The sequence below is a fragment of the Dolichospermum circinale AWQC131C genome (assembly GCF_000426905.1).
Lineage (GTDB): Bacteria > Cyanobacteriota > Cyanobacteriia > Cyanobacteriales > Nostocaceae > Dolichospermum > Dolichospermum circinale.
Window position 1 is genome coordinate 23,093 of the sequence record NZ_KE384605.1, and the last position, 22,099, is coordinate 45,191.

20 protein-coding genes are annotated in these 22,099 nt (G+C 38.2%); 8 read left to right on the top strand and 12 right to left on the bottom strand.

Annotated elements, in window-relative coordinates; translation table 11 throughout:
- Nucleotides 1-164: 164 nt before the first annotated feature.
- The 3 genes from ACIR131C_RS0108995 to ACIR131C_RS0109005 are packed head-to-tail and all read right to left on the bottom strand — an operon-like array spanning nucleotide 165 to nucleotide 3,416.
- Nucleotides 165-1,526 carry a helix-hairpin-helix domain-containing protein gene (locus ACIR131C_RS0108995; RefSeq protein ID WP_028089922.1) on the bottom strand — a complete coding sequence of 454 codons (1,362 nt, stop codon included), beginning with the start codon at nucleotides 1,524-1,526 and terminating at the stop codon, nucleotides 165-167.
- Between the two features lie 35 nt (nucleotides 1,527-1,561).
- A complete protein-coding gene (locus ACIR131C_RS26010) occupies nucleotides 1,562-1,726 on the bottom strand; it encodes a hypothetical protein (RefSeq protein WP_196811744.1) in 165 nt (54 codons plus the stop codon).
- Between the two features lie 10 nt (nucleotides 1,727-1,736).
- On the bottom strand, nucleotides 1,737-3,416 hold the full coding sequence (locus ACIR131C_RS0109005; RefSeq protein WP_028089923.1) for an AIPR family protein: 1,680 nt from the start codon (nucleotides 3,414-3,416) through the stop codon (nucleotides 1,737-1,739).
- Nucleotides 3,417-3,555: 139 nt separating this feature from the next.
- On the opposite strand from ACIR131C_RS0109005, the gene ACIR131C_RS0109010 reads away from it, so the two are divergent.
- The 3 genes from ACIR131C_RS0109010 to ACIR131C_RS24415 all read left to right on the top strand — a co-directional run bounded on the left by ACIR131C_RS0109010 (nucleotide 3,556) and on the right by ACIR131C_RS24415 (nucleotide 4,871).
- Nucleotides 3,556-3,783, top strand: a complete 228-nt coding sequence (locus ACIR131C_RS0109010; protein ID WP_028089924.1) for an addiction module protein — start codon at nucleotides 3,556-3,558, stop codon at nucleotides 3,781-3,783.
- Nucleotides 3,784-3,956: 173 nt separating this feature from the next.
- Nucleotides 3,957-4,613, top strand: a complete 657-nt coding sequence (locus tag ACIR131C_RS22305; protein ID WP_051347520.1) for a hypothetical protein — start codon at nucleotides 3,957-3,959, stop codon at nucleotides 4,611-4,613.
- Between the two features lie 93 nt (nucleotides 4,614-4,706).
- Entirely contained in the window at nucleotides 4,707-4,871 is a 165-nt protein-coding gene (locus ACIR131C_RS24415; RefSeq protein ID WP_028089925.1) for an addiction module protein, read from the top strand.
- A 35-nt stretch (nucleotides 4,872-4,906) separates the two neighbouring features.
- On the opposite strand, the gene ACIR131C_RS0109025 is transcribed toward ACIR131C_RS24415, so the two are convergent.
- Nucleotides 4,907-5,242, bottom strand: coding sequence for a XisI protein (locus ACIR131C_RS0109025; RefSeq protein ID WP_028089926.1), 336 nt, complete (start codon nucleotides 5,240-5,242; stop codon nucleotides 4,907-4,909).
- A complete protein-coding gene (locus ACIR131C_RS0109030) occupies nucleotides 5,230-5,646 on the bottom strand; it encodes a XisH family protein (RefSeq protein ID WP_028089927.1) in 417 nt (138 codons plus the stop codon). The genes ACIR131C_RS0109025 and ACIR131C_RS0109030 overlap by 13 nt, the downstream gene beginning before the upstream one ends.
- 198 nt (nucleotides 5,647-5,844) lie before the next feature.
- On the opposite strand from ACIR131C_RS0109030, the gene gatA reads away from it, so the two are divergent.
- Together gatA and ACIR131C_RS0109040 are read left to right on the top strand one after the other, a co-directional pair.
- The gene (gene gatA / locus ACIR131C_RS0109035; RefSeq protein WP_028089928.1) at nucleotides 5,845-7,305 is read left to right on the top strand and encodes an Asp-tRNA(Asn)/Glu-tRNA(Gln) amidotransferase subunit GatA; all 1,461 of its coding nucleotides are present in this window, start codon (nucleotides 5,845-5,847) and stop codon (nucleotides 7,303-7,305) included.
- A gap of 258 nt (nucleotides 7,306-7,563) precedes the next feature.
- On the top strand, nucleotides 7,564-8,559 hold the full coding sequence (locus ACIR131C_RS0109040) for a protochlorophyllide reductase (RefSeq protein ID WP_028089929.1): 996 nt from the start codon (nucleotides 7,564-7,566) through the stop codon (nucleotides 8,557-8,559).
- A gap of 178 nt (nucleotides 8,560-8,737) precedes the next feature.
- On the opposite strand, the gene ACIR131C_RS0109045 is transcribed toward ACIR131C_RS0109040, so the two are convergent.
- The gene (locus ACIR131C_RS0109045) at nucleotides 8,738-9,754 is read right to left on the bottom strand and encodes a sulfate/molybdate ABC transporter ATP-binding protein (protein ID WP_028089930.1); all 1,017 of its coding nucleotides are present in this window, start codon (nucleotides 9,752-9,754) and stop codon (nucleotides 8,738-8,740) included.
- A gap of 225 nt (nucleotides 9,755-9,979) precedes the next feature.
- Here ACIR131C_RS0109045 and fabG point away from each other — a divergent pair, with 225 nt between their 5' ends.
- Nucleotides 9,980-10,720, top strand: a complete 741-nt coding sequence (fabG, locus tag ACIR131C_RS0109050) for a 3-oxoacyl-[acyl-carrier-protein] reductase (protein ID WP_028089931.1) — start codon at nucleotides 9,980-9,982, stop codon at nucleotides 10,718-10,720.
- Nucleotides 10,721-10,784: 64 nt separating this feature from the next.
- On the opposite strand, the gene ACIR131C_RS0109055 is transcribed toward fabG, so the two are convergent.
- On the bottom strand, nucleotides 10,785-11,873 hold the full coding sequence (locus ACIR131C_RS0109055; RefSeq protein ID WP_028089932.1) for an MraY family glycosyltransferase: 1,089 nt from the start codon (nucleotides 11,871-11,873) through the stop codon (nucleotides 10,785-10,787).
- A 183-nt stretch (nucleotides 11,874-12,056) separates the two neighbouring features.
- Here ACIR131C_RS0109055 and groL point away from each other — a divergent pair, with 183 nt between their 5' ends.
- On the top strand, nucleotides 12,057-13,745 hold the full coding sequence (groL, locus tag ACIR131C_RS0109060; RefSeq protein ID WP_028089933.1) for a chaperonin GroEL: 1,689 nt from the start codon (nucleotides 12,057-12,059) through the stop codon (nucleotides 13,743-13,745).
- Between the two features lie 404 nt (nucleotides 13,746-14,149).
- On the opposite strand, the gene ACIR131C_RS0109065 is transcribed toward groL, so the two are convergent.
- From ACIR131C_RS0109065 to murG, 5 genes are all read right to left on the bottom strand, one after another.
- Entirely contained in the window at nucleotides 14,150-15,541 is a 1,392-nt protein-coding gene (locus ACIR131C_RS0109065) for a PP2C family protein-serine/threonine phosphatase (RefSeq protein WP_028089934.1), read from the bottom strand.
- 672 nt (nucleotides 15,542-16,213) lie between these two features.
- Nucleotides 16,214-17,662 (bottom strand): signal recognition particle-docking protein FtsY, encoded by a 1,449-nt coding sequence (ftsY, locus tag ACIR131C_RS0109070; RefSeq protein WP_028089935.1) that lies wholly within the window; start codon nucleotides 17,660-17,662, stop codon nucleotides 16,214-16,216.
- An 85-nt stretch (nucleotides 17,663-17,747) separates the two neighbouring features.
- Nucleotides 17,748-18,389: a transcription antitermination factor NusB gene (gene nusB / locus ACIR131C_RS0109075; RefSeq protein WP_028089936.1), complete on the bottom strand. Its 642-nt coding sequence runs from the start codon at nucleotides 18,387-18,389 to the stop codon at nucleotides 17,748-17,750.
- Between the two features lie 116 nt (nucleotides 18,390-18,505).
- Nucleotides 18,506-19,243: a DUF502 domain-containing protein gene (locus ACIR131C_RS0109080; protein WP_028089937.1), complete on the bottom strand. Its 738-nt coding sequence runs from the start codon at nucleotides 19,241-19,243 to the stop codon at nucleotides 18,506-18,508.
- An 813-nt stretch (nucleotides 19,244-20,056) separates the two neighbouring features.
- On the bottom strand, nucleotides 20,057-21,139 hold the full coding sequence (gene murG, locus ACIR131C_RS0109090; protein WP_028089939.1) for an undecaprenyldiphospho-muramoylpentapeptide beta-N-acetylglucosaminyltransferase: 1,083 nt from the start codon (nucleotides 21,137-21,139) through the stop codon (nucleotides 20,057-20,059).
- 85 nt (nucleotides 21,140-21,224) lie between these two features.
- On the opposite strand from murG, the gene ACIR131C_RS0109095 reads away from it, so the two are divergent.
- Nucleotides 21,225-22,037 carry a nuclear transport factor 2 family protein gene (locus ACIR131C_RS0109095; protein ID WP_028089940.1) on the top strand — a complete coding sequence of 271 codons (813 nt, stop codon included), beginning with the start codon at nucleotides 21,225-21,227 and terminating at the stop codon, nucleotides 22,035-22,037.
- Nucleotides 22,038-22,099 lie beyond the last annotated feature (62 nt).

Consider the following 22,099-nt stretch of genomic DNA (forward strand, 5'->3'; position numbering starts at 1 on the left):
ACAATTCATACATAAATAATAGGAGAATAAACATCTCTAGTCTTATGAACAGACCTTACTAATAAGTAGAGTCTATTAAAGAAAAACATTAAATACATAAAGAAATAGAAAATTGAGAGAGTTTTTGGATAAATCCTCAAAATGTGTCATCTTTATGTTTATGGTTAACCACTAGTCAATTGTTTAAGATCAGCGTGAAAATTAGCATTTTGTAATGCTTGCAATGCTGTTCCCGAATCTTGTACCCAAAACTGTCTACCAAACCGGACAATTTCTCGATGATTTCCTGCTTGAACAATACCAATTACTGGTACTTTTGATTTATCCTTATCTCCAGCTTGAGCTTTAAGAATCATATTGAGACGATGTTGTTCTTCAATAGTCCCCGCTTGTTGTGGACTAAGTTCTAATAAAATCATTTTTACCGTTTCTACAGTTTCCGCATCTTCCAGAATAAATTGACTTTGTTCATCACGACGATCTACCTTACCCCAAATAATTAATCTAGCATCAACTGCCAGTATAGAACTAATGCGTTCATAAGTTTTAGGAAAAACAACAGCTTCCGTAGCAGCAGATAAATCTTCAACCTGCAAAATTGCCATTGGTTCACCTTTTTTTGTCATGACTTTTTTAACATTATTCAACATTACTACTGCACAAAGGATAGAATCATCCTTTTGTTCACCCAGTTGTGCTAAATTAATTGGTGCAAGGACCGACGATGATTGTCTAATAGATTTGAGAGGATGGTCTGATAAATAAAATCCTAATAACTCCTTTTCCATGCGTAATTTTTCTTGAGGTGGTAAATCATTAACAGGAGGAGCTTTCGGAGCAGATTCAAAAGTGTTTTTTTGAACTTGATTATTATTACCTGCAAATCCACTTCCTAATAAATCAAAAATGCTTCCCTGTCCACTAGCCTTATCTTTAGCACGGGATTGGGCCCACTCATAAACTAATTCCAAATCATGGATTAATTGGTTGCGGTTAGGTTCAATTTTATCAAAAGCTCCGCAATTAATTAGTGATTCTAAAGTACGTCGGTTCATAGCTCGTAAATCAACACGATCGCAAAAATCCGCGAGAGATTGAAATGGGACTAATTCTCCTGATTGTTCTCTTGCTTCTAAGATACTAACAATGGCATTTTGTCCCACATTTCGCACCGCCGAAAATCCAAATAAAATTTTCCCATCCACCGGAGTAAAATCTAAACCAGAGCGATTAACATCAGGTGCATCAATAGTGATCCCCATATTAGAGCAATTATCAAGATATTTCCGTACTTTGTCAGTATCACCACTGTTAGCAGTTAATAGCGCGGCCATATATTCCAATGGATAATTTGCTTTTAAATATGATGTTTGATAGGTGACGTAAGCGTAAGCTGTAGAGTGAGATTTATTGAAACAATTGGCAGCGACAAAACCATTTTTGATCACAAAATTATGGTCATTTTCCACACCAATATCATAAACATTGGCTTGACCGACATATTTCCGAGAAATTATTTTAATCATGTTACTTAGTTTTTCTAAATTTGTTTATTGACACCTTAATAGTCATTATCAGCCACACAAATGCCTTTACATTTAATACCATTTGTAGCAGTGCGTTGACAATGGGGACATAAAACTTTTTCTGGTTTTGGCTGTTGACTTATTTCCACATTAGTGTTTTCTTGTAGATTGTCTGTTTCGGTCTGGAGTTTGTCATTCATAGGAATATATTTAATGAATTTCCATCTGCTGAAGTTTCTCTATTAAATCACCGCGTCGGAAAGTGGCAGAAAGTTGTTGTAAAGAAATTTCCTGGCTTCCGTAAAGTGCTTGAAGTGCCTTTTGAACATCTCGCACTGAATCATGGAAATAATTCTCCCCATTTTGATTAATCAACTGAGTTACATCTTCAAAATTACGGTGGTCAATTTCCTTCATTTGAAGATTCATTTTTTTGAGAAGTCTTCGCCCCATTTGCATAGCAATAAAGCACGAAGCATAACGGACACAAGCAGGATCATTTGGGTTTGGTCGTTTGCGTTGCTTTTCAGCAATTCTATACAACTGTACAGCGATTACGACTTGTGCGCCATTCAACTGCTCAGTAAAAATTACATTATACAGTTTACCAAAATGCTCACGAGTGAAAAACTTAGCTTGATGAGGCTTTTGTCGCCAAACCGCTAGTATCGCCTCAGCCGCTACACCTGAAGTAATATCTGTGGATTTAGTGCCTGTATCCGAGCGTTTACGGCGATAATTAAATCCTAACTGTTGGATATCCATTTCTAGCCGCTGCTGTAGATTATCATTAGCTCGGAGATCCTTTAAATCCACCGGGTTTTGACTATTGGTAGCATAAGTAATTTTTTGGACTAAATCATCATTATCAGTAGGTAATTGATAAAGCCGAACTAAAACATAAGCTGGGGTATTTTGTTGGAAGAAATTTGGCTGCTGAAGAGTTTTAAAAATGGTCATACAAGTTTGACCACCATTAATAATTTGCAGGTTCTCAACTCGTACCTGATAATCACCATTTTGCAGCGCGTTATAGGAAAAACTGTCGCAAGTTAAAGTAATGCCATTATTGTAAAAATAGAAATTGTTTTTTTCATCGCTGTTTAAAGTATCCCGAATACCTTCGTTGACGCGGTTGCCTTGTAGCCCTAAATAACGGCGGATATTGCGTTCTAACAAGCGTTCTCCGTGTCGCTCAATCAAAGCCGCAATTTCAGTTATGGAAATTCTGCCCACAAGTAACCGACTAAAATTCATATCTTCAACTATAGCTTTGCCACTTAATTGCAAAGTATCTTTAACTGGTTTAGAAGCTTGCAGAATTTTGATGAGATGTTCATGATTAATGTGTTCCCATGTCACCTGATCACCGAATCCAGATCGATCAATTGCTTCTTGAGATGATGCGTTCCATTTTATGCCATTATTACAAGCTAATGCCCGCACCTGGGGAATATATCCATCCCGAATTAAACTCCGGGCTTCTTCTACTTTGGCCAGTAACCGTTGATTAATATGCTCTAATTTGGCAGTGGGATCAAACAAAAATCGAATCGCATTAATGAGTGCCGTGATACCATTTTCAGGAAAATTAGTCTTACCTTCTAGATTATTTACATACTTTACCTGAAATAAACTAACTGTAAACTCACTATCATATTCTTCAGAAATGTGCATGGCATCCACACCAAAATCTCCACCACTTTCTGTCAAACCATCAAAGGTATTAGAGTCTTCTAAATCTAGAATTGTTTGCACACAAAAATAGACAAATGCCAAAGATTTAAGTTTACCGGCATCATTAATATTTAATTCTTCAGCAGCCCGTTGTCGAATAGTATCAATCACTGATTGCAAACGTTGATCAATAATAGAGGCATTAATATTCATGATTTGTATTTGAGAGAGTGACTTTGTAGACTTACAAATTATGTAACCGATATTTTTGTAATTAGGGCAATGACAAACCTGCATTAATTGTATCCCAATGTTATAAAATAAATAAAAGTTCTATTCTAACTCTCCACTCATGAGTCTCCATCCCCTGTTAAAATTTGACATTGCTGAACTCAGCATTGCAGAACGTATTCAACTTGCTGAAGATTTATGGGACAGCATCTTAGAACATCAAGAAGAACTTACCTTGAGTCCAGCACAACAACAAGAATTAGAGCGACGGTTAGAAAATTACAAAAAAAATCCTACAACCGGTTCTAGTTGGGAAGAAGTTAAAAAAAGGTTAGGATTTTCCCAATGAACTATAACCTGATTATTCAGCCAGAAATTTAATTAAGTTTTGTTACATTAGTTATCTACTTAGCAAATAAACTAAACAAAAAATAACTCGTGAAAATCTTTACAACTGTTATTAAATATGATTATGCTTGAGTATATTACTTGCTGCATCAGTCAATAAACTAAAGGAAACCAATGAAAATACAATCACCATTAAAAAAATATTTTCCAATATTTTTAATTATTAATATGTTAGCTTTATTATCCTTGCCTGGAGTGGCTAATACATCTAAAACAAAAGTTAAATTTCGGACACTTGCTCAAAAAACTTCATTAACCATAAATCCTATATCTGTTAAAATATCTATTCGTAATGACAAAAATAATCCCATCTATAATGCACAAGTAATTTTGGTTGGTAAAAATAGCACATATTTAGAAGGTGCTACAAATAAAAATGGTATAGCTGAATTAAAGATAAAAGCCAAACAAAGTTATACCCTTTTAGTTGCTCATCCAAATTTCCCAGGTATAATAGTTAAAAATTTTTCTCCACAAAATGATTCCAAACAAATTCTCAAACCTATAGGAAAGATTGGCTCAATTATTTTTCCTAATCAAACTGGATATATTAAAGGTTTAAAAGGTCGTTTAAATCCCATTCTAGACAATTTATATAGAACTTATGTTTATGCTGATAATATAGCAATAAATGGAGGTAAACAGCAACCTGTATATTTTCAAATTGGCAGCCCAATACATCTTGAAGATTCTGAAGGATCAGCCATGCAAATTACTGTCAGATTTGCACAAGGGAATACTTTCCTTATTCAATTTGTCAAGCTATCTTAGCACTGTAGGTTGGGTTGAATAAAATGAAACCCAACAAACACTCTCTAACAGCAATATTGATGTTGGGTTGCGTTCCTTAACCCAACCTACGAGATCAGCGATCGCACTGAAGATTTATGGGACAGCATCTTAGAACATCAAGAAGAACTTCCCTTGAGTCCAGCACAACAACAAGAATTAGAGCGACGGTTAGAAAATTACGAAAAAAACTCTACAAATGCTTCTACTTGGGAAGAAGTTAAAAACCGGTTTAGATAGAATTGAATAAAACTTCTCTTTCGTGCCAAAGCAACTCAAATCACAGCATATCCCGTATGTTGCCTAACATTTTGCGGATGAAAACCTAAAACAATTTTATCTTTAGTAATTCCCGCTGCTTCTAATTCATAAGTAACACCATCTTCTGTATCATCTCTTTGCACCCATATTTTGCCATCAATAATGTCAAGATGAACTAAACAACCGTGAATTCTTTTAGCACCATCCCAACCAAGAGTTATTAGTAAATAGCTATCATTTTCACTATCAAAAACTGTTTTACATTCAATCACTCCATAGGAATAAGGAATTTGTGTATAAGGTATTAACACTTCTTTAATAATCCGGCGATAGTTATCTAAGGTATCCATTGGGTAATCCTCTCAGTATCAGAATTAAAAACAAGTAAATTCAGATTTTCGCTTTCTCTTAAAAGTTTACCAATTGGTTCTTCAAATAAATCTGTGAATACAGTGTCACGCACTCCTAAATATAATATTCTATCAGGTTCTAGACGATTCATAACAGCACGATATAAAACAAATCCACCAATAGCATCTTTAAGATCAGCCATTTCCGAAGGACTGACAAAACTTTTAATTTCTACGGCAATTTTTCTAGTTCCTTGTTCTGCGGCTAAAAGTTGTTTTGCTCCTAAATCTACATACATATCTTTTTGACCCCATTTTAAATGTAGAGGGTCATTTGTAATTATCCAACCTTCTTGAATTAAGGCATTTTTAACAGCATTGTGATAGATGTCCTTTGCCGGCATATTAAAATTGGCTTTTCCCAATAAACTATAAACTAATTATCTAACTATAACTAATATTTTTAGTATAACTAAACTCCCTCCGCGCCTGGAGCGCCTCTGCGTGAAAAAAAAATCTCCTGTAACTTCAGATGCAAATTCCCCAATCCCTAGCCCTAGAAATGCTAAAATCAATGACTTGATTCCTTAAAGATAACAATTATGGCATCCATCCGCGAATTGCACGAACAGATAATCACTAAAGAACGTTCTGCCGTTGAAATTACCCAAGAAGCATTAAATCGGATTCAAGAGTTAGAACCCAAACTGCACAGTTTCCTCACTGTCACGACAGAACAAGCCTTAAAACAAGCTCAAGCTGTGGATGCAAAAATCGCTGCGGGAGAAGAAATTGGACTGTTAGCCGGGATTCCCATCGGCATTAAAGATAATTTATGTACAAAAGGGATTGTCACCACCTGCGCTTCCCGGATTTTAGAAAATTTTGTCCCCCCTTACGAATCCACCGTTACCCAAAAACTAGCTGATGCTGGAGGTGTCATGGTGGGTAAAACTAATTTAGATGAGTTTGCTATGGGGAGTTCTACAGAAAACTCCGCTTATCAAGTTACCGCTAATCCTTGGGATTTATCCCGTGTTCCGGGTGGTTCTTCCGGTGGTTCAGCCGCAGCAGTAGCAGCAGATGAATGTGTGGTTTCTCTGGGTTCTGATACCGGAGGTTCAATTCGGCAACCTGCGTCTTTCTGCGGTGTGGTAGGAATGAAACCGACCTATGGCTTAGTTTCCCGTTATGGTTTGGTGGCCTATGCTTCTTCTCTCGACCAAATTGGACCATTTGGACGCAGTGTAGAAGATGCAGCAATATTATTGAGTGCGATCGCAGGTTATGATCCCCAAGATTCTACCAGTCTCAAGGTCCCAATTCCTAACTATGCAGCTAGTTTAAAACCGGATCTCAAAGTTGGCAAAAAATTGAGAATTGGTGTAATTACAGAAACCTTTGGTGCAGGTTTAGATCCTCAAGTAGAAGCTGCTGTCACTAAAGCTATTGAACAACTACAAGAATTAGGTGCAGAAATTCATCCTATTTCCTGTCCCAGTTTCCGCTATGGTTTACCAACTTACTACATTATCGCCCCCTCGGAAGCTTCAGCTAATTTAGCCCGTTATGATGGCGTTAAATATGGTTTACGTTCTCCTGATGCGGATAATCTTTTATCAATGTATACCCGGACTCGTTCTCAAGGCTTTGGGGCGGAAGTGAAACGCCGGATTATGATTGGTACTTATGCCCTTTCCGCTGGTTATTATGATGCCTATTATTTGAAAGCGCAAAAAGTCCGCACTTTAATTAAACAAGACTTTGAAAAAGCTTTTGAAAAAGTAGATGTTTTAATTTCTCCCACTGCACCCACTACCGCATTTACAGCCGGAGAAAAAACTACCGATCCTTTGAGTATGTATTTGAATGATTTAATGACTATTCCCGCTAATTTAGCTGGTTTACCAGGGATTAGTTTACCCTGTGGTTTTGATAGTCAAGGTCTACCAATTGGGCTACAAATAGTTGGCAAAGCTTTGGGAGAGGAGCAACTTTTCCAAGTAGCTTATGCTTATGAACAATCAACTAATTGGCATTTACAAAAACCAAAAATTGTTTAATTTGTCAGTTGTTAGTGGTCAGTTGTCAGTTGTTAGTTGTCAGTTGTCAGTTGTTAGTTGTCAGTTGTCAGTTGTCAGTTGTTAGTTGTCAGTTGTCAGTTGTCAGTTGTTAGTTGTCAGTTGTTAGTTGTCAGTTGTCAATTGTCAGTGGTCGGTGGTTGGTTGTCAATTACCATAGAAATTTCAAAAGTATGAGATCATCAAGATCATATACACTGTTTTTTTAAACTCAACAATCATCGAAAGCAATATAAACAAATGGAACAAAATCGTCAGTCAACCGTAATCATTACAGGTGCTTCTTCGGGAGTAGGTTTACAAGCAGCAAAGGCTCTCGCTAATAGAGGACAATGGCACGTTATTATGGCTTGTCGTGATTTAATCAAAGCTGAGAAAGCTGCTAAAAGTGTGGGAATGCCTGCAAATAGCTACACACTCATGCACATTGATTTAGGCTCTTTAGAAAGCGTTAGGCAATTTGTCAACAATTTTAGGGCTACTGGTAGAAGTTTAGAGGCTTTAGTTTGCAATGCTGCTATTTATATGCCTTTAATTAAAGAGCCTTTATTTTCTCCCGAAGGTTATGAATTAACTGTCACTACAAATCACTTGGGACATTTCCTACTGTGTAATCTGATGTTACCAGATTTGCAAAAGTCATCTGCTACTGATAAAAGATTAGTCATTCTAGGAACTGTTACCCATAACCCAGATGAATTGGGTGGTAAAATTCCCCCTCGTCCAGATTTGGGTAATTTTGAGGGTTTTGCAGCAGGTTTTCAAGACCCAATTACAATGATTAATGGTAAGAAGTTTGAACCAGTTAAAGCTTATAAAGATAGTAAGGTATGTAATGTTCTCACTATGCGCGAACTACATAACCGTTTTCATGAATCTACTGGAATTACCTTCAGTTCTCTCTATCCTGGTTGTGTAGCTACAACGGCTTTATTCCGCAATCATTACCCTCAGTTTCAAAAACTTTTCCCTCTGTTTCAAAAATATATTACTGGGGGATTTGTTTCTGAGGAATTATCAGGAGAGCGTGTTGCTATGGTAGTTGCTGACCCTGAATACAAACAATCTGGTATTTATTGGAGTTGGGGAAATCGTCAAAAGAAGGATAGAACATCTTTTGTACAAAAAGTTTCTCCCCAAGCACGAGATGACGAAAAAGGTAAACTGATGTGGGAACTTAGCGCTCGGTTGGTTGGCTTAGGAAAAGAGTCTGAAAAGGCAAAATCTCTTATCTAATTGCTAATTGATAGTTGATAATTGATAATTTAAAGTTGTCAATCGTCAACTATTTATTATCTATTACTAGTTGTTAGCTTTACATTACTGTTTGATTGCCTTACATTACTAGTTGTTGGCTTTACATTACTGTTTGATTGCTTTACATTACTAATCGTTGGCTTTACATTCTTTTCTTTTATATTGAATAATAAAAGGGGAAGGATTTAGCATCTTTAGGCTTGACATAAACTTTTTCTTGTGGTTCTAGCTTTAATTCATCAAACCGTTCCCGTGTTAAATGGGCTGTCATCATTTGTCCATCATCTAAGGTTAATTCTACTTGAATTTCCCAACCTAAATGAATAATTCTACTAACTGTAGCTGGTACTGTTGTGCCATTAGCAACTGTTTCAATGATAATATCTTGAGGACGCAAAAATGTTTCTGGATGTGTTGACTCAAATCCACTACTTTGGAAAATTTTAGCAGAACTAGGTAATACATTCACAGGACCGATAAAACTCATCACAAATGCGGAAGCAGGATGATCATAAATTTCTGCTGGTGTTCCTACCTGTTCAACTTTACCTTTATTCATCACTACAATTTCATCAGCAACTTCCATTGCTTCTTCTTGGTCATGGGTAACAAAAACTGTGGTAACATGAACTTCATCATGCAGACGACGCAACCAAGCTCGTAAGTCTTTACGGACTTTAGCATCAAGTGCGCCAAAAGGTTCATCTAATAATAGTACATTGGGTTCTACAGCCAATGCTCTAGCTAAAGCTACCCGTTGTCTTTGTCCTCCAGACAATTGCGAAGGATAGCGATCGCCTAATCCGCTTAATTGTACTAGTTCTAGTAGTTGTTCTACCTTACCTTGAATTTTCTTTTGCGGAGCTTTGCGAATTTCCAAACCAAAGGCGATATTTTTACGAACAGTTAAATGTTTAAATAGAGCATAGTGTTGAAAGACAAAGCCAATATTTCGTTCTTGCACACTTTGATAAGTAGCGTCTTTCCCTGTCAGAATGATTTTACCTGTATCCGGCATTTCTAAACCAGAGATTAACCGCAATAAAGTAGATTTACCAGATCCAGATGGACCGAGTAAAGCTACGAGAGAACCACTTTGAATTTCCAGATTTACCTGTGCCACGGCCTGGAAACTACCAAATTGTTTAGAGACGTTTTCTACTACTATACCCACTGATGCTACACCTCTGCAAATAATCTACGGTTTTTAAGTAGGAATACCGTACTTTACTTATATCATAAATATTTGCTGTGTTGTGATTAAGATTTGTAAATGAAAAGATATTCAGTCTGTTTTTCAGATGGGATGAAAGATAATGGATTCAGAAAATGTCTGATCTCCTCACCAAATTACCATAAAATAATGAGCGGGGTATCTCCAAAGATTGAGGAAAATGAGATGAGTTTATTAAAAGATCAGGTAGCAATTGTCACTGGTGCATCACGAGGAATTGGCAAAGCGATCGCTTTACAATTAGCCTTTGAAGGTGCAAAAGTAGTTGTTAACTACGCTAGTTCTAGCACAGCAGCAGATCAAGTGGTAGCAGAAATTACCGCAGCCGGAGGTGAAGCAGTTGCTATTCAAGGAGATGTTTCTCAAGAGAATCAAGTAGATACACTGATTAAAACCACCTTAGAAAAATTCCAGCGAGTGGATATCTTAGTTAATAACGCTGGTATTACTCGTGATACCCTGCTGCTAAGAATGAAATTAGAAGAATGGCAAGCAGTGATAGACATTAATTTAACTGGCGTATTTTTATGTACAAAAGCAGTCAGTAAAATTATGCTTAAACAACGTTCAGGGCGGATTATTAATATTGCTTCCGTAGCTGGACAAATGGGCAATCCTGGACAAGCCAATTACAGTGCTGCCAAAGCAGGTGTGATTGGTTTTACCAAAACCGTAGCCAAAGAACTTTCTTCCCGTGGAATTACTGTAAATGCCGTTGCTCCAGGTTTTATTGTCACTGACATGACCAGCGATATTAAAGCCGAAGGAATCTTACAATATATTCCCCTGGGGCGTTTTGGTCAACCGGAAGAAATTGCTGGTATGGTAAGATTTTTAGCATCTGATCCCGCAGCAGCCTACATCACTGGACAAGTATTTAACGTTGACGGTGGCATGGTGATGTAGTTTGATCATACGAAAATACACAGATCCCTGACCCCTTTGAGAAGTTAGGGATCTATGCTTATAATCATTTGCATTGATTATTGAGTATTCTTTGCCAAACAGTAAAGCCTAACAGCAAGATAATACCAGCAGCAGTAGCCAGGATCACAGATAAAGTCATGCCCTGGACTTTCATAGCCAGCAAATTACAGCCCAAAGTAATAGACCATAAGATAAAAGCCGCATTGCGTTGGGATAGTCCCCAAGCCAGTAAACGGTGGTGCAGGTGATCCTTACCAGGTGTACTCAAAGGGTTTTTTCCGGCCATAATCCGGCGTATAAACACTTGAGTAGTATCAATAACTGGTAACAGTAAAAATAAAACTGTAGGTATGAGGGCGTAAACAGTATTTAGTTGGAGTTTACCTAAGATGCTGGTTGCTGCTAAAACATAACCAAAAAAGTATGCTCCAGCATCACCCATAATAATGTGTGAGGGGTAAAAATTATGGCGTAAAAAGCCCAAGGCAGCCCCTCCCAAAGCCGCTAGAACTAAAGTAGCAGCAGCGCGATTATCAAACTGAGCAGAAACTCCTAATAAACTAATAGCAGTAATGAAACTGATACCACCTGCTAAACCATCCATACCGTCCATGAGATTAATAGCATTAGTGATTCCTACTACCCACAGTACAGTTAAGGCCATGGATAAGAGAGAATCAATAGGTGTACCAAAGACAACGTTAATACTGATACCGTTACCAACTAACAAAAGTGCTGTCGTCACCTGGGCCCATAACCGCACAGAGGGAGGTAAGCCAAATTGGTCATCAATAAAGCCAACCAGAACTAAAATAGAACCACCCAGGAGAATGGTTAAGACTTGAGCTAAAACCCCCTGAATTTCAATTGGCCGCAAGAGACTAGCTAGGACCAAAGCCGCAATTACACCCGCGTAGATTGCCAAACCGCCGGCATTAGGCAAGGGTTCTTGATTCAGTCGTCGGGCATTGGGTTGGTCTGCCCAACCTACCTCTAGGGCAAATTTGCGAATTGTGGGAATTAAAAACCAGGTGACACTTGAAGCTAATAGAAATGTAAACACTACAGCTAACCAGCCGGACCCGCTAGGTTTAGCAATGCCAAGGGATATAAGGAAGTTTTCTAGATTCATTTGCTCCCAAGACAATCATGGGTTTTATAGTTAAATATTAGTATCAACTGTTAATAGTAATGTACTTTGGGATTTTGATTGTTCATCTCAATTGTGAAATAAGAAATAAATTATGAAAAGGGATTAGCACTCTTGGTCAGTGAGTGCTAAATTGTCTAATGGAAGTATATAGAGAAATAAAACATGGCCAAGGTTATTGCATTTAAGGAAGAATCACGGCGTGCTTTAGAAAAGGGTATTAACACCCTAGCGGATGCGGTGAAGATCACTTTAGGTCCAAAAGGACGGAACGTTCTATTAGAGAAAAAATTTGGTATTCCCCAAATTGTTAACGATGGGATCACCGTTGCCAAAGAAATTGAATTAGAAGATCCTTTAGAAAATACTGGTGCTAGACTGATTCAGGAAGTAGCATCTAAAACCAAGGATATAGCTGGGGATGGCACTACTACTGCCACAGTTCTAGCACAGGCCTTGATTAGGGAAGGTTTAAAGAATGTTGCAGCGGGAACAAATCCCATGAGTTTGAAACGGGGTATTGATAAAACCGTTGAGGGACTGGTAGCAGAAATTGCCAAAATTGCTAAACCTGTAGAAGGAAGTGCGATCGCTCAAGTGGCCACAGTTTCCGCTGGTAATGATGCTGAAGTTGGCAATATGCTGGCATTGGCTATGGAGAAAGTAACCAAAGATGGTGTCATTACTGTAGAAGAATCTAAATCCCTGACTACTGAACTAGAAGTAGTGGAAGGGATGCAGATTGATCGGGGTTATATTTCTCCCTACTTCATCACCAACAACGAACGGATGACAGTAGAATTTGAAAATGCCCGCATCCTGATTACTGATAAAAAAATCAGCAGCATCCAAGATTTAGTACCTATTTTAGAAAAAGTTGCCCGTTTAGGTCAACCTTTACTAATTATTGCTGAAGATGTAGATGGTGATGCTTTAGCAACTCTGGTTGTGAATAAATCTCGTGGTGTGTTGGCTGTAGCTGCCATTAAAGCCCCTGGTTTTGGCGAGCGCCGTAAGGCTATGCTAGAAGATATTGCCATTCTCACCGATGGACAATTAATTTCTGAGGAAATTGGTTTAAGCTTAGATACCGCTACTTTGGAAATGTTGGGAACTGCTGTAAAAATCAACATTGACAAGGAAAACACCACAATTGTCGCTGGTAACACTGTTAAACCAGAAATCCAAAAACGAATTGCTCAAATTCGCAAACAGTTGGCAGAAACGGATTCCGATTATGATACCGAAAAACTGCAAGAACGCATTGCTAAGTTAGCCGGTGGTATTGCTGTGATTAAAGTTGGTGCAGCCACGGAAACCGAACTCAAGGACAGAAAACTCCGAATTGAGGACGCACTTAATGCCACTAAAGCAGCGGTAGAGGAAGGTATTGTTCCCGGTGGTGGTACAACATTGATTCATCTATCTACTAAGGTAGAGGAAATTAAAGCCAGACTCTCCCCTGAAGAAAGAATTGGTGCTGATATTGTCAAAAAAGCCTTAGAAGCACCCCTGCGACAAATTGCAGACAATGCTGGAGTGGAAGGTTCTGTAATTGTTTCCAGAGTTCGGGAAACTGCCTTAAATATTGGCTATAACGTAGCGACGGGGGAATTTGAAGACTTAATTGCTGCCGGTATTATTGATCCTGCCAAAGTCGTTCGTTCCGCTTTACAAAATGCTGCTTCTATTGCCGGTATGGTACTCACCACTGAAGCTATTATCGCCGAAAAACCTGAGAAACAACCCGCTGCTCCTGATGCTGGCATGGGCGGCATGGGCGGCATGGGTGGTATGGGCGGTATGGGCGGTATGGGCGGTATGGGCGGTATGGGCGGCATGGGTATGTTCTAAGCTACTGTCCGAAATCCACCATAATTTATGTAACTTGGGTAATGGGTAATTGGTAATGGGTAATGGGTAATGGGTAATGGGTAATGGGTAATGGGTAATGGGTAATTGGTAATGGGTAATTGGTAATGGGTAATTGGTAATTGGTAATGGGTAATGGGTAATGGGTAATAACTCTACCACCTCGACTGTTCCTTGTTCCCTGTTCCCCGTTCCCTGTTCCCTGTCACCTGTCACCTGTCACCTGTCACCTGTCACCTGTTCCCTGTTCCCTGTCACCTGTCACCTGTCACCTGTCACCTGTCACCTGTTCCCTGTCACCTGTCACCTGTCACCTGTCACCTGTCACCTGTTCCCTTGTCATAACGACAATTTAATTGAATTACCCATGAAAACAATTTGAGTGATTAGACAATTTGCAAAACAACCAATGTCATATCATCTGTATTTTGTCTATCAGCGCCGATAAATTTCTCAACTCGATCAAATAGATATTCAACAATTTCTTGAGGACTATTACAATACTTACAAGCTGTTCTAAAGGATGTAATAAAATTATCTTCATCAAAGCGATCGCCTCCAGCGGCCGCCGCATCAGTCAAACCATCAGTATAATAAATAACTATATCCCCAACTTCTAACTGGGCTTGAGCATCTTTATATTCACTATTAGCATCTAACCCAATTAACATTCCCAAGGTATCCAAACGGGTGACGGTTTTTGTCGCTGCGTGCCACCACAAAGGGGGATTATGGGCTGCATTACTATAAGATAAAATCCGCGTTTTCGGGTCATATTCTGAATAAAACATAGTTACAAAGCGGTGGGAATTTTCTAAATCCGCATACATAACACGATTCAAATTTTGCAAAATTCCCGCTGGAGTGTTACCATGTAATACTTCACCCCTTAACATTCCTCGCAACATGGTCATAATTAAACCTGCGGGGACACCCTTACCCATAACGTCCCCAATTACCAAACCCCAACTAGCATTTTCTGATATCATGCGGGGCGTAGCCGGAGATTGTTGTGGGTGGGGTTTGGTAGGAATAAAATCATAATAATCACCACCGACTCGATTAGCTGGTTTACAACGTGCTGCTATAGACAAACCTGGAATATTAGGACATTGACGCGGTAAAAGTCGGCGTTGAATTTCCGCACCAATTTCTAATTCTTGATCTAAACGTTCTTTTTTTCTTAATTCTACAGCTAGTTCATCATTTTCAATGGCAACTGCTGTTTGATCTGCTACTAACCGGACTAATTTTTGTCTAGTTTCTGTCCAACTATATTCAGGATCACGACTGAGAACATAAAGCCAACCTCGTTCTGTATGCTTAACTAAAATGGCTGTCCCAAATATTTGCACATCTGCACCCAAATAACGGTGCATTTGTTCATCTAAAATACCTGTAGATATAGTTGGAGGAACGGAATGATTTAAAAGGGTAATTTGACTACTAGCAGTTTCTAGGGCTTTTCTAATATTTTTCCTTTGTTGACTGTCTTGCCAATGTAATTGTTCTAATCTAATTTGTCCATTGGGTTTATAAAGAAAAAGTGCGCTTCCTTCTCCATCTGTCACTTTTGTGGCCATAAGAGGAATCAATTCTAAAAACTGATTTAAATTATGAAAGCTTCTGAGAGCAAATCCTAAAGAACCCAACAAGTCTTGAATTTTATTTTGTTCTCGATGTAGCCTGGCCACGAGTTCCTTAAGCGCCACCACAGGAGTGACATCTGTTGTGGCGCTGTTATTACTATCAGTAGGATGAGGAGGAAATTGTGACACAGGTTAATATTGCAATTGATAATAGCAAATTTGTGGTTATTTCTAAATACTCTTTTTTGGTTAATTGTTAAATTAATTATATTGGCTGAGATTCGTTATTTTAGCAAGAGTAAAAGCAGGGTAGAACGGAATTTTTTGTGGTTGATGATTAATCTTCTGATTTTGTCAAAAATATGTCTTTGCTAATCAGTATTAATCAGCGGCCTCCAATTTTTCCATAATTGAATTAGCCGCTTATATATCTTGAGAAAGATAAAGTTTATCATCAATAAAATTACCTCTATTCCTTTCAGGCTAGATATTAGTAATCATCAAACCAAAAACGACATAGATTTATAGTCAGTTAATTGATGATTTTTGGGTAGTTGGGTTTTTGTGAAAAACAGAGTTGTGATCATGCTTTTAACCTATATACCACAAATTTTGGCAATATTTCCTTAGATAGATTTCTTTTATGGAAAAATTCTCTTTTTTTCCATAAATACGTAAGTTTTAGGTAACATAAGTAAACCTAATTTACGCAATTTAAGAACCTCGAAGCTAACACCAACCCCATTAGTCCAGATCACACTAAAATATCTGGTACGTTCCCGAAATTACCATAAGTAACATCAGAAAATTTGTTTGAGTTATAAATCTTACTTTTGCGTTACATCTCAACCAAAAGCAATATCAACCGCTCAATAATGCTTCTACAAATTCATAACTAGAAAAGGGACGTAGATCTTCAATTCCTTCACCAGCGCCAATAAAACGAATAGGTAAGCCTAACTGCTGAACAACAGCCAGGGCGACACCTCCTCTAGCTGTTCCGTCTAATTTGGTTAAAACAACGCCGCTGAGTTGGGCTGCTTGGGAAAATACTTCCGCTTGTCGCAGTCCATTTTGTCCTAGAGTAGCATCAAGAACTAAAAGAGATTCAACATGGGTATTAGGAGCTTTTTTGGTGATAATTTTGCGGATTTTACTGAGTTCCTCCATCAGATTTTTCTTATTTTGCAGTCTTCCAGCGGTATCTATTAATAATAGTTCAGTTTCCCTAGCCTGAGCAGCGGTGATCGCATCAAATACCACCGCTGCCGGATCAGTGTTTTTGCCCGGATTGGAGATAACTTCTACACCGCTTCTATTACCCCAAACTTTAACCTGTTCCACCGCCGCCGCCCGGAATGTATCAGCCGCACCAATTAAACATTTATAACCGGATTTTTGCGCTAGGTGAGAAATTTTACCGATGGTTGTAGTTTTCCCTGCCCCATTAACTCCAGTAATTAACCAAATTGTCAGAGTATCTTTTTCTGGGGCGAACTTAGATTTGACATGATTTTGTAAGGGTGCATCTAGCATATCCCTAAGAATTTCTTTAAGATAGGCTATTGCTTGTTCTGGTGGAGTTACTTCTGCGAGTAGTTTTTTCTGTAGCGCGTTAATAATATGTTCGGTTGCTTCTACACCTACATCAGCTTGTAAAAGTAGTGATTCAATTTCATTTACAGCATCTTGATTGAGTGGACCTTGACCAACAATTGATTTTAGGCGATTAAGAATATTTCGTCGGGTTTTATCTAAACCTTGACGCAGTTTTTTCAACCAAGTAATCTCTTCTAGGGAAATATCTTCCGCTTTTCTCCCTTGGGCGGCTAAAACCTCTGCTGACCATCTAAAACCATCATCAAATACTAATTCGGGAATTGTTACCTCTGTTTCCGTGGTTTTTGTCAGTATTTCTGGAATTTCGGTTTCTATGGAACTAGCAATCAATTTCTCTTGTTTAGCTTGTCTTTCCGCCGCAGCCCGTTCTAAAAAAGATAAATTAGCTACTTCTGGTTGTAATTCGTTAACAATATCTTCAGTAATTTCTACTGCATTTTCAGTCAGTGTAATTACTTCCTCTGTGGCTACTATTTTTTCAGGAATAGTATCTTCTGCAACAGTTACAGGTGCTACTGTTTCTATTTGTTGTTTTTCTTGAATATTTTTATACGCAGCTTTAGCGAAAGCTAACAAATCCTCTGTATCTGGTACTATTGTTTCTGGTGGAGTTGCTGAAGAAGCGGGTGTTTCTGTTTGGGGGGTATCAGCGGATTCAGTCTGGGGACGATTAAACCAATTAAAAGCCATTGTAGTTGATTTAGATAAGAATTTAATTAGGAAGCATGGAAGGAGTTAGAAGTCAGGGAGAAGTGATCACTGACTAAGGACAAATTTAAGCAGTTTTTTTCCGTTCACTGACTCGACGAAGAACGCCATTAATAAAACGGTGACCATCTTCTCCACTATAACGTTTAGCTAATTCTACAGCTTCATTAATAGCGATACTATCAGGTACTTTCATAAATTGTATTTCTGCGGTAGCTATTTGTAGAATATCCCTGTCAATTTGGGCTAAACGAGTCACTTGCCAATCTACTAAAGCATGAGAAATAAGTTCTTCAATAGCTTGACGATTTTCATTTACGGTAATAATAATTGCTTTGGCGTAATTACGAACTTCCTTATCTTGATTAGCTAATTGAATCAATTCAGGAAAATCAACGGACGTACCTAATTGATTAATAGCGGTTTGTGTATAGGAAATTGCCTCCTTCAGCATAGTTCTAGCCGTATTTAAGTCAGCGGCTCTAGTTTCACTAGTCAATAGACGCTCATTACTCCGTTGCAGTTCTCCTGCGGCATTATTCAATGTATCCTGTACCTCTAATGTGAGGGTGCGTACTGCCCCTAAAACTAGCTTAGAGACTAATTGTTCGTCTGATAGAGTTTCTAGTTTTTTGGGGTTTATTGGTAACTGACTGAGACTTAGCAGCGCCAATTCACGCGCTATTTGCTGGGGTTTACGACGTTGCATAGAGTTAGGATGATAAAAATATGTGAATTTTCGCGCAGACAAACAATTAGCTTATCTATTTTCGGATCACTTTGCCAGATTTGCATCAAGTTCAATTTTTGCCGCTGGTATTTTCATTATTGTCTTATTTCTACAGGTAATACTGTTGTCAGCATTGTCAGATTAGATATTTCCGTATTAGGAGCGACAATACCACCAGATACAATTATTTTGAAAGCATCTTCAACGGATATAGAAAGATTAATTACCTCTTCTTCTGGGACTATTGCATACCAACCTGTTGTTGGGTTGGGGGTAGTGGGAACAAATATACTGATTACGGGACGAGAGATATGATTTTGGATTTCATGGCTAATTATTCCTGTCACAAAACCAATTGCCCAAATTCCCTGACGAGGATATTCTACTAATACTACACGGCGAAATTTACCAGGAGAATCCTTAAGAAGTGTTTCTAATAGTTGTTTCAGGGTTTTATATACCTGACCAGCTAAAGGAATTGCGTGTAATAACTGTTCACCTACATCTAATAACCACTTTCCAGCAATGTTTCTAGCCATTAAGCCAATGACGAGAATACTTAATAGTGGTACAGCTAATCCAACTAGTAAGTTAAGTATATTTACTAGAATGGGGTTTAAACCATCAAAAGGATTAAGTTGTTTGGGAATTTGGGTAAGAAAGTTAATCACCCAGGTAGCTATGGTAATTGTTAACCAGATGGTAGTTGCTAGGGGAATTAACACCAACAAACCAGCAATTAGGTCATTTTTTAGGTCTTGTTTCAAACGTTCCATTACCGAACTCTGGTTCTCGCTGTTCAACTTTGTCAAACTGTTGTGATTATTTTCCATATCAGCCTAGTCACACTGAAAATATTAGAAACTGATTAGAGAGGTCTCAGTGTGTTATATTAGGTAATTTTTTATGCCTAGAAAACACTTTTTGCATCCCTCTCTAATTGTAAAAAGTTACACTATCACTACAAAATTATGCCATTTCGGGTTAGATGTAAATATAGACATCAGTACAACATCATGGCAGATTGTGGATTGCTGAGAGTGTTACTTATCTTTGCAATAATTGTAAATGATTGTTGCAAATCTGAGAAATATTATAACAGGGAACAGGGGACAGGGAACAGGAGACAGGGGAACAGGTTACAGGTTACAGGTTACAGGGAAGAGTCAAGAGTGAGAAGATTTTAAATCTCAAACTTTAACTAACAAGCTTTGCTGAGAACACAACAAATAATCTAGATTTCCTTTTAACCAATTATTCACGTTAACTGTATACTCAATTTTTAGCTGACATTGACAACAAGTGATAACCTCTAATAAAAGGGGTGAAACTAGAGTTTCTCGTCTAGCAGTTTCATTATTCAAACTCACTAATGGTAAGAAAAAGGTGATTTTATCTTTGAGTTCTGCAATGTTTTTTCAAGAATTGGAAGTTTTAGGTAGAGTAATAGCTTTTTTAATAAATAAGTAACCGCACTCAGTGAGAATTTCCTCTGTATCGGAAGGTATTTCAAAATAAGCGTGAAAGGTGTTGTAAATATTTATTAAATTAAATCAATACCCAGATATACTAATTACCAGATATACTCATTAATGGTAAATTGGGTAGATGAAATTATCAGATTAGGCTAAAAAAGCAGCGGTAAGTTACATAGATCCTGTTTCCATTACTTTTCGTACCAAAGTTGCTAATTTATCCGCACTATCAGGAACAGAGATTGCTTTGGCATTTTCCCCCATTTTCGCCAATTTTTTTGGATATTGCAATAAGTTTAAAACCTGATTTGTGAATATTTCTTGTGTCAAATTTGACTGCTTAAAGGACAACGCAGCGCCAGCTTTAGTAAACACTTCTGCATTATAAGATTGATGATCTTCCGCTGCAAAGGGATAGGGAATTAATATTGCTGGTGTACCACAAACTGCCAATTCTGTCAAGCTACCCGCACCAGAACGACTAATAGCTAAATTAGCCCTTCGCAACAAAGCTGCCATATTGTTATAAAAAGGCAAAGCGATATACTGAGGATGTTGTAGACTGTTAATATCAGGATCATTATCCCCTGTTAAATGCACTATATAAGCACCGGCTTGAAACCAAGCCTCCGCACACTGACGTACCAATTTATTTACAGCTACAGCCCCCTGACTACCACCAAATACTACAATTAAGGGAACACCATCAGGAACAGATAAGTCTAAGCTATTATTGCCTTCCTCGTGCAAAAATTGAGAACGAACCGGAGTACCCACAGAAAAAGTTTTAGTTCGAGGTAAGTATTGAGTCGTAACATCAAAACCTATGGCTACTGCATTACACCAAGGACCAAAAAAGCGGGTAACTTTCCCCGGTAAAGCGTTAGACTCATGAAAAACCACCGGTAAACCCAGAGAACGGGCTGCAATTACCGCAGGACCTGCAATATAACCACCTGTAGTGAAAACTCCGTGGAATTTTCCCTGTTTAAGAATGCGTCTGACCTTCAAAATTGCACCAATGAGTTTAACAAAAGTGCGGAGAGAACCAAGACTCAAACCCTGCTGAAAGCCCTCAACAGAGATAGTATTTAAAGGATAGGTCTCTGGAACTAAGTTAGTTTCTAGACGGTTGGGTACACCTAACCATTCAATATTGTATTCTGGCAGTTTTTCTGCCAATGCGATCGCTGGAAACAAGTGTCCACCTGTCCCACTAGCTGCTATAAGTAATTTAATTGGTGCATTTATCATTCCCGACTATACCATTTATCGCCCAGCTTCATTAAGATAAAACAAATTCCTTATCTTTGATCATCAAATCAGTAAAATCTTACCTATGACTAAAATTATCCCCTTATTAGTGAAACGTAACAAAACATTACCTTTAGGTTTTGGTCTCCTTTCCAGTTTACTAGCAATTAGTTTATCTATTCCTGGGCAATTCGCGCAAGCCAGAGAACCGGAGAATGCACCTTCTACACTCACTAAGCTCTTAACACAGATAGATACTGCTGCTAATCAAGGTAATGTTAAAGCTGTGATGCAATTTTACAGCCCCAAATTTACTCATAGTGACGGTTTAAACCGTAAAGGCATGGAACAAGCCTTAACGGGACTGTGGAAGCGATATCCTCAATTACGTTATACTACAAAGCTAGAATCTTGGAAATCTGAAGGTAATACAATTATTGCGGAAACTGTTACCAACATTAGCGGTTTACCTACATCTGGTAATAATAATTTAACCCTCCAGTCTACAATTAAATCACGTCAAAAAGTCACAGGTTTAAAAATTGTTCATCAAGATATTTTGTCAGAACGGACTCAACTAACCGCTGGGAGTAAACCACCCCAAGTAGAAATTAAATTACCACAACGGGTAAAAGTTGGTGAAAAATATAGTTTTGATGCCATTGTTCAAGAACCATTAGGTGAGGATTTTCTACTGGGAACAGCTATAGAAGAACCTATTCAAGCCAATAAATTTCTCAAACCCACAATTGCAAATTTACAATTTCTCAATGTTGGAGGACTTTTCAAAATCGGACGCGCACCCTCTACTCCTGGTACTCAGTGGATTTCCGCAGTTATTCGCAGGGGTGAAAATATGACTATTATCACTCAACGGTTACAAGTAGTTAAAAAGTAGTCAGTGGTCAGTGGTCAGTGGTCAGTGGTCAGTGGTCAGTGGTCAGTGGTCAGTGGTCAGTG

Bases quoted from the DNA above. Each gene is read 5' to 3' on its own strand.
- ftsY (WP_028089935.1), bottom strand. From the start codon at position 17,662: ATGGCTTTTAATTGGTTTAATCGTCCCCAGACTGAATCCGCTGATACC.
- ACIR131C_RS0109005 (WP_028089923.1), bottom strand. From the start codon at position 3,416: ATGAATATTAATGCCTCTATTATTGATCAACGTTTGCAATCAGTGATT.
- murG (WP_028089939.1), bottom strand. From the start codon at position 21,139: ATGATAAATGCACCAATTAAATTACTTATAGCAGCTAGTGGGACAGGT.
- nusB (WP_028089936.1), bottom strand. From the start codon at position 18,389: ATGCAACGTCGTAAACCCCAGCAAATAGCGCGTGAATTGGCGCTGCTA.
- groL (WP_028089933.1), top strand. From the start codon at position 12,057: ATGGCCAAGGTTATTGCATTTAAGGAAGAATCACGGCGTGCTTTAGAA.
- ACIR131C_RS22305 (WP_051347520.1), top strand. From the start codon at position 3,957: ATGAAAATACAATCACCATTAAAAAAATATTTTCCAATATTTTTAATT.
- ACIR131C_RS0109030 (WP_028089927.1), bottom strand. From the start codon at position 5,646: ATGCCGGCAAAGGACATCTATCACAATGCTGTTAAAAATGCCTTAATT.
- fabG (WP_028089931.1), top strand. From the start codon at position 9,980: ATGAGTTTATTAAAAGATCAGGTAGCAATTGTCACTGGTGCATCACGA.
- ACIR131C_RS0108995 (WP_028089922.1), bottom strand. From the start codon at position 1,526: ATGATTAAAATAATTTCTCGGAAATATGTCGGTCAAGCCAATGTTTAT.
- ACIR131C_RS0109055 (WP_028089932.1), bottom strand. From the start codon at position 11,873: ATGAATCTAGAAAACTTCCTTATATCCCTTGGCATTGCTAAACCTAGC.
- ACIR131C_RS26010 (WP_196811744.1), bottom strand. From the start codon at position 1,726: ATGAATGACAAACTCCAGACCGAAACAGACAATCTACAAGAAAACACT.
- ACIR131C_RS0109080 (WP_028089937.1), bottom strand. From the start codon at position 19,243: ATGGAAAATAATCACAACAGTTTGACAAAGTTGAACAGCGAGAACCAG.
- ACIR131C_RS0109010 (WP_028089924.1), top strand. From the start codon at position 3,556: ATGAGTCTCCATCCCCTGTTAAAATTTGACATTGCTGAACTCAGCATT.
- ACIR131C_RS0109025 (WP_028089926.1), bottom strand. From the start codon at position 5,242: ATGGATACCTTAGATAACTATCGCCGGATTATTAAAGAAGTGTTAATA.
- ACIR131C_RS0109040 (WP_028089929.1), top strand. From the start codon at position 7,564: ATGGAACAAAATCGTCAGTCAACCGTAATCATTACAGGTGCTTCTTCG.
- gatA (WP_028089928.1), top strand. From the start codon at position 5,845: ATGGCATCCATCCGCGAATTGCACGAACAGATAATCACTAAAGAACGT.
- ACIR131C_RS0109095 (WP_028089940.1), top strand. From the start codon at position 21,225: ATGACTAAAATTATCCCCTTATTAGTGAAACGTAACAAAACATTACCT.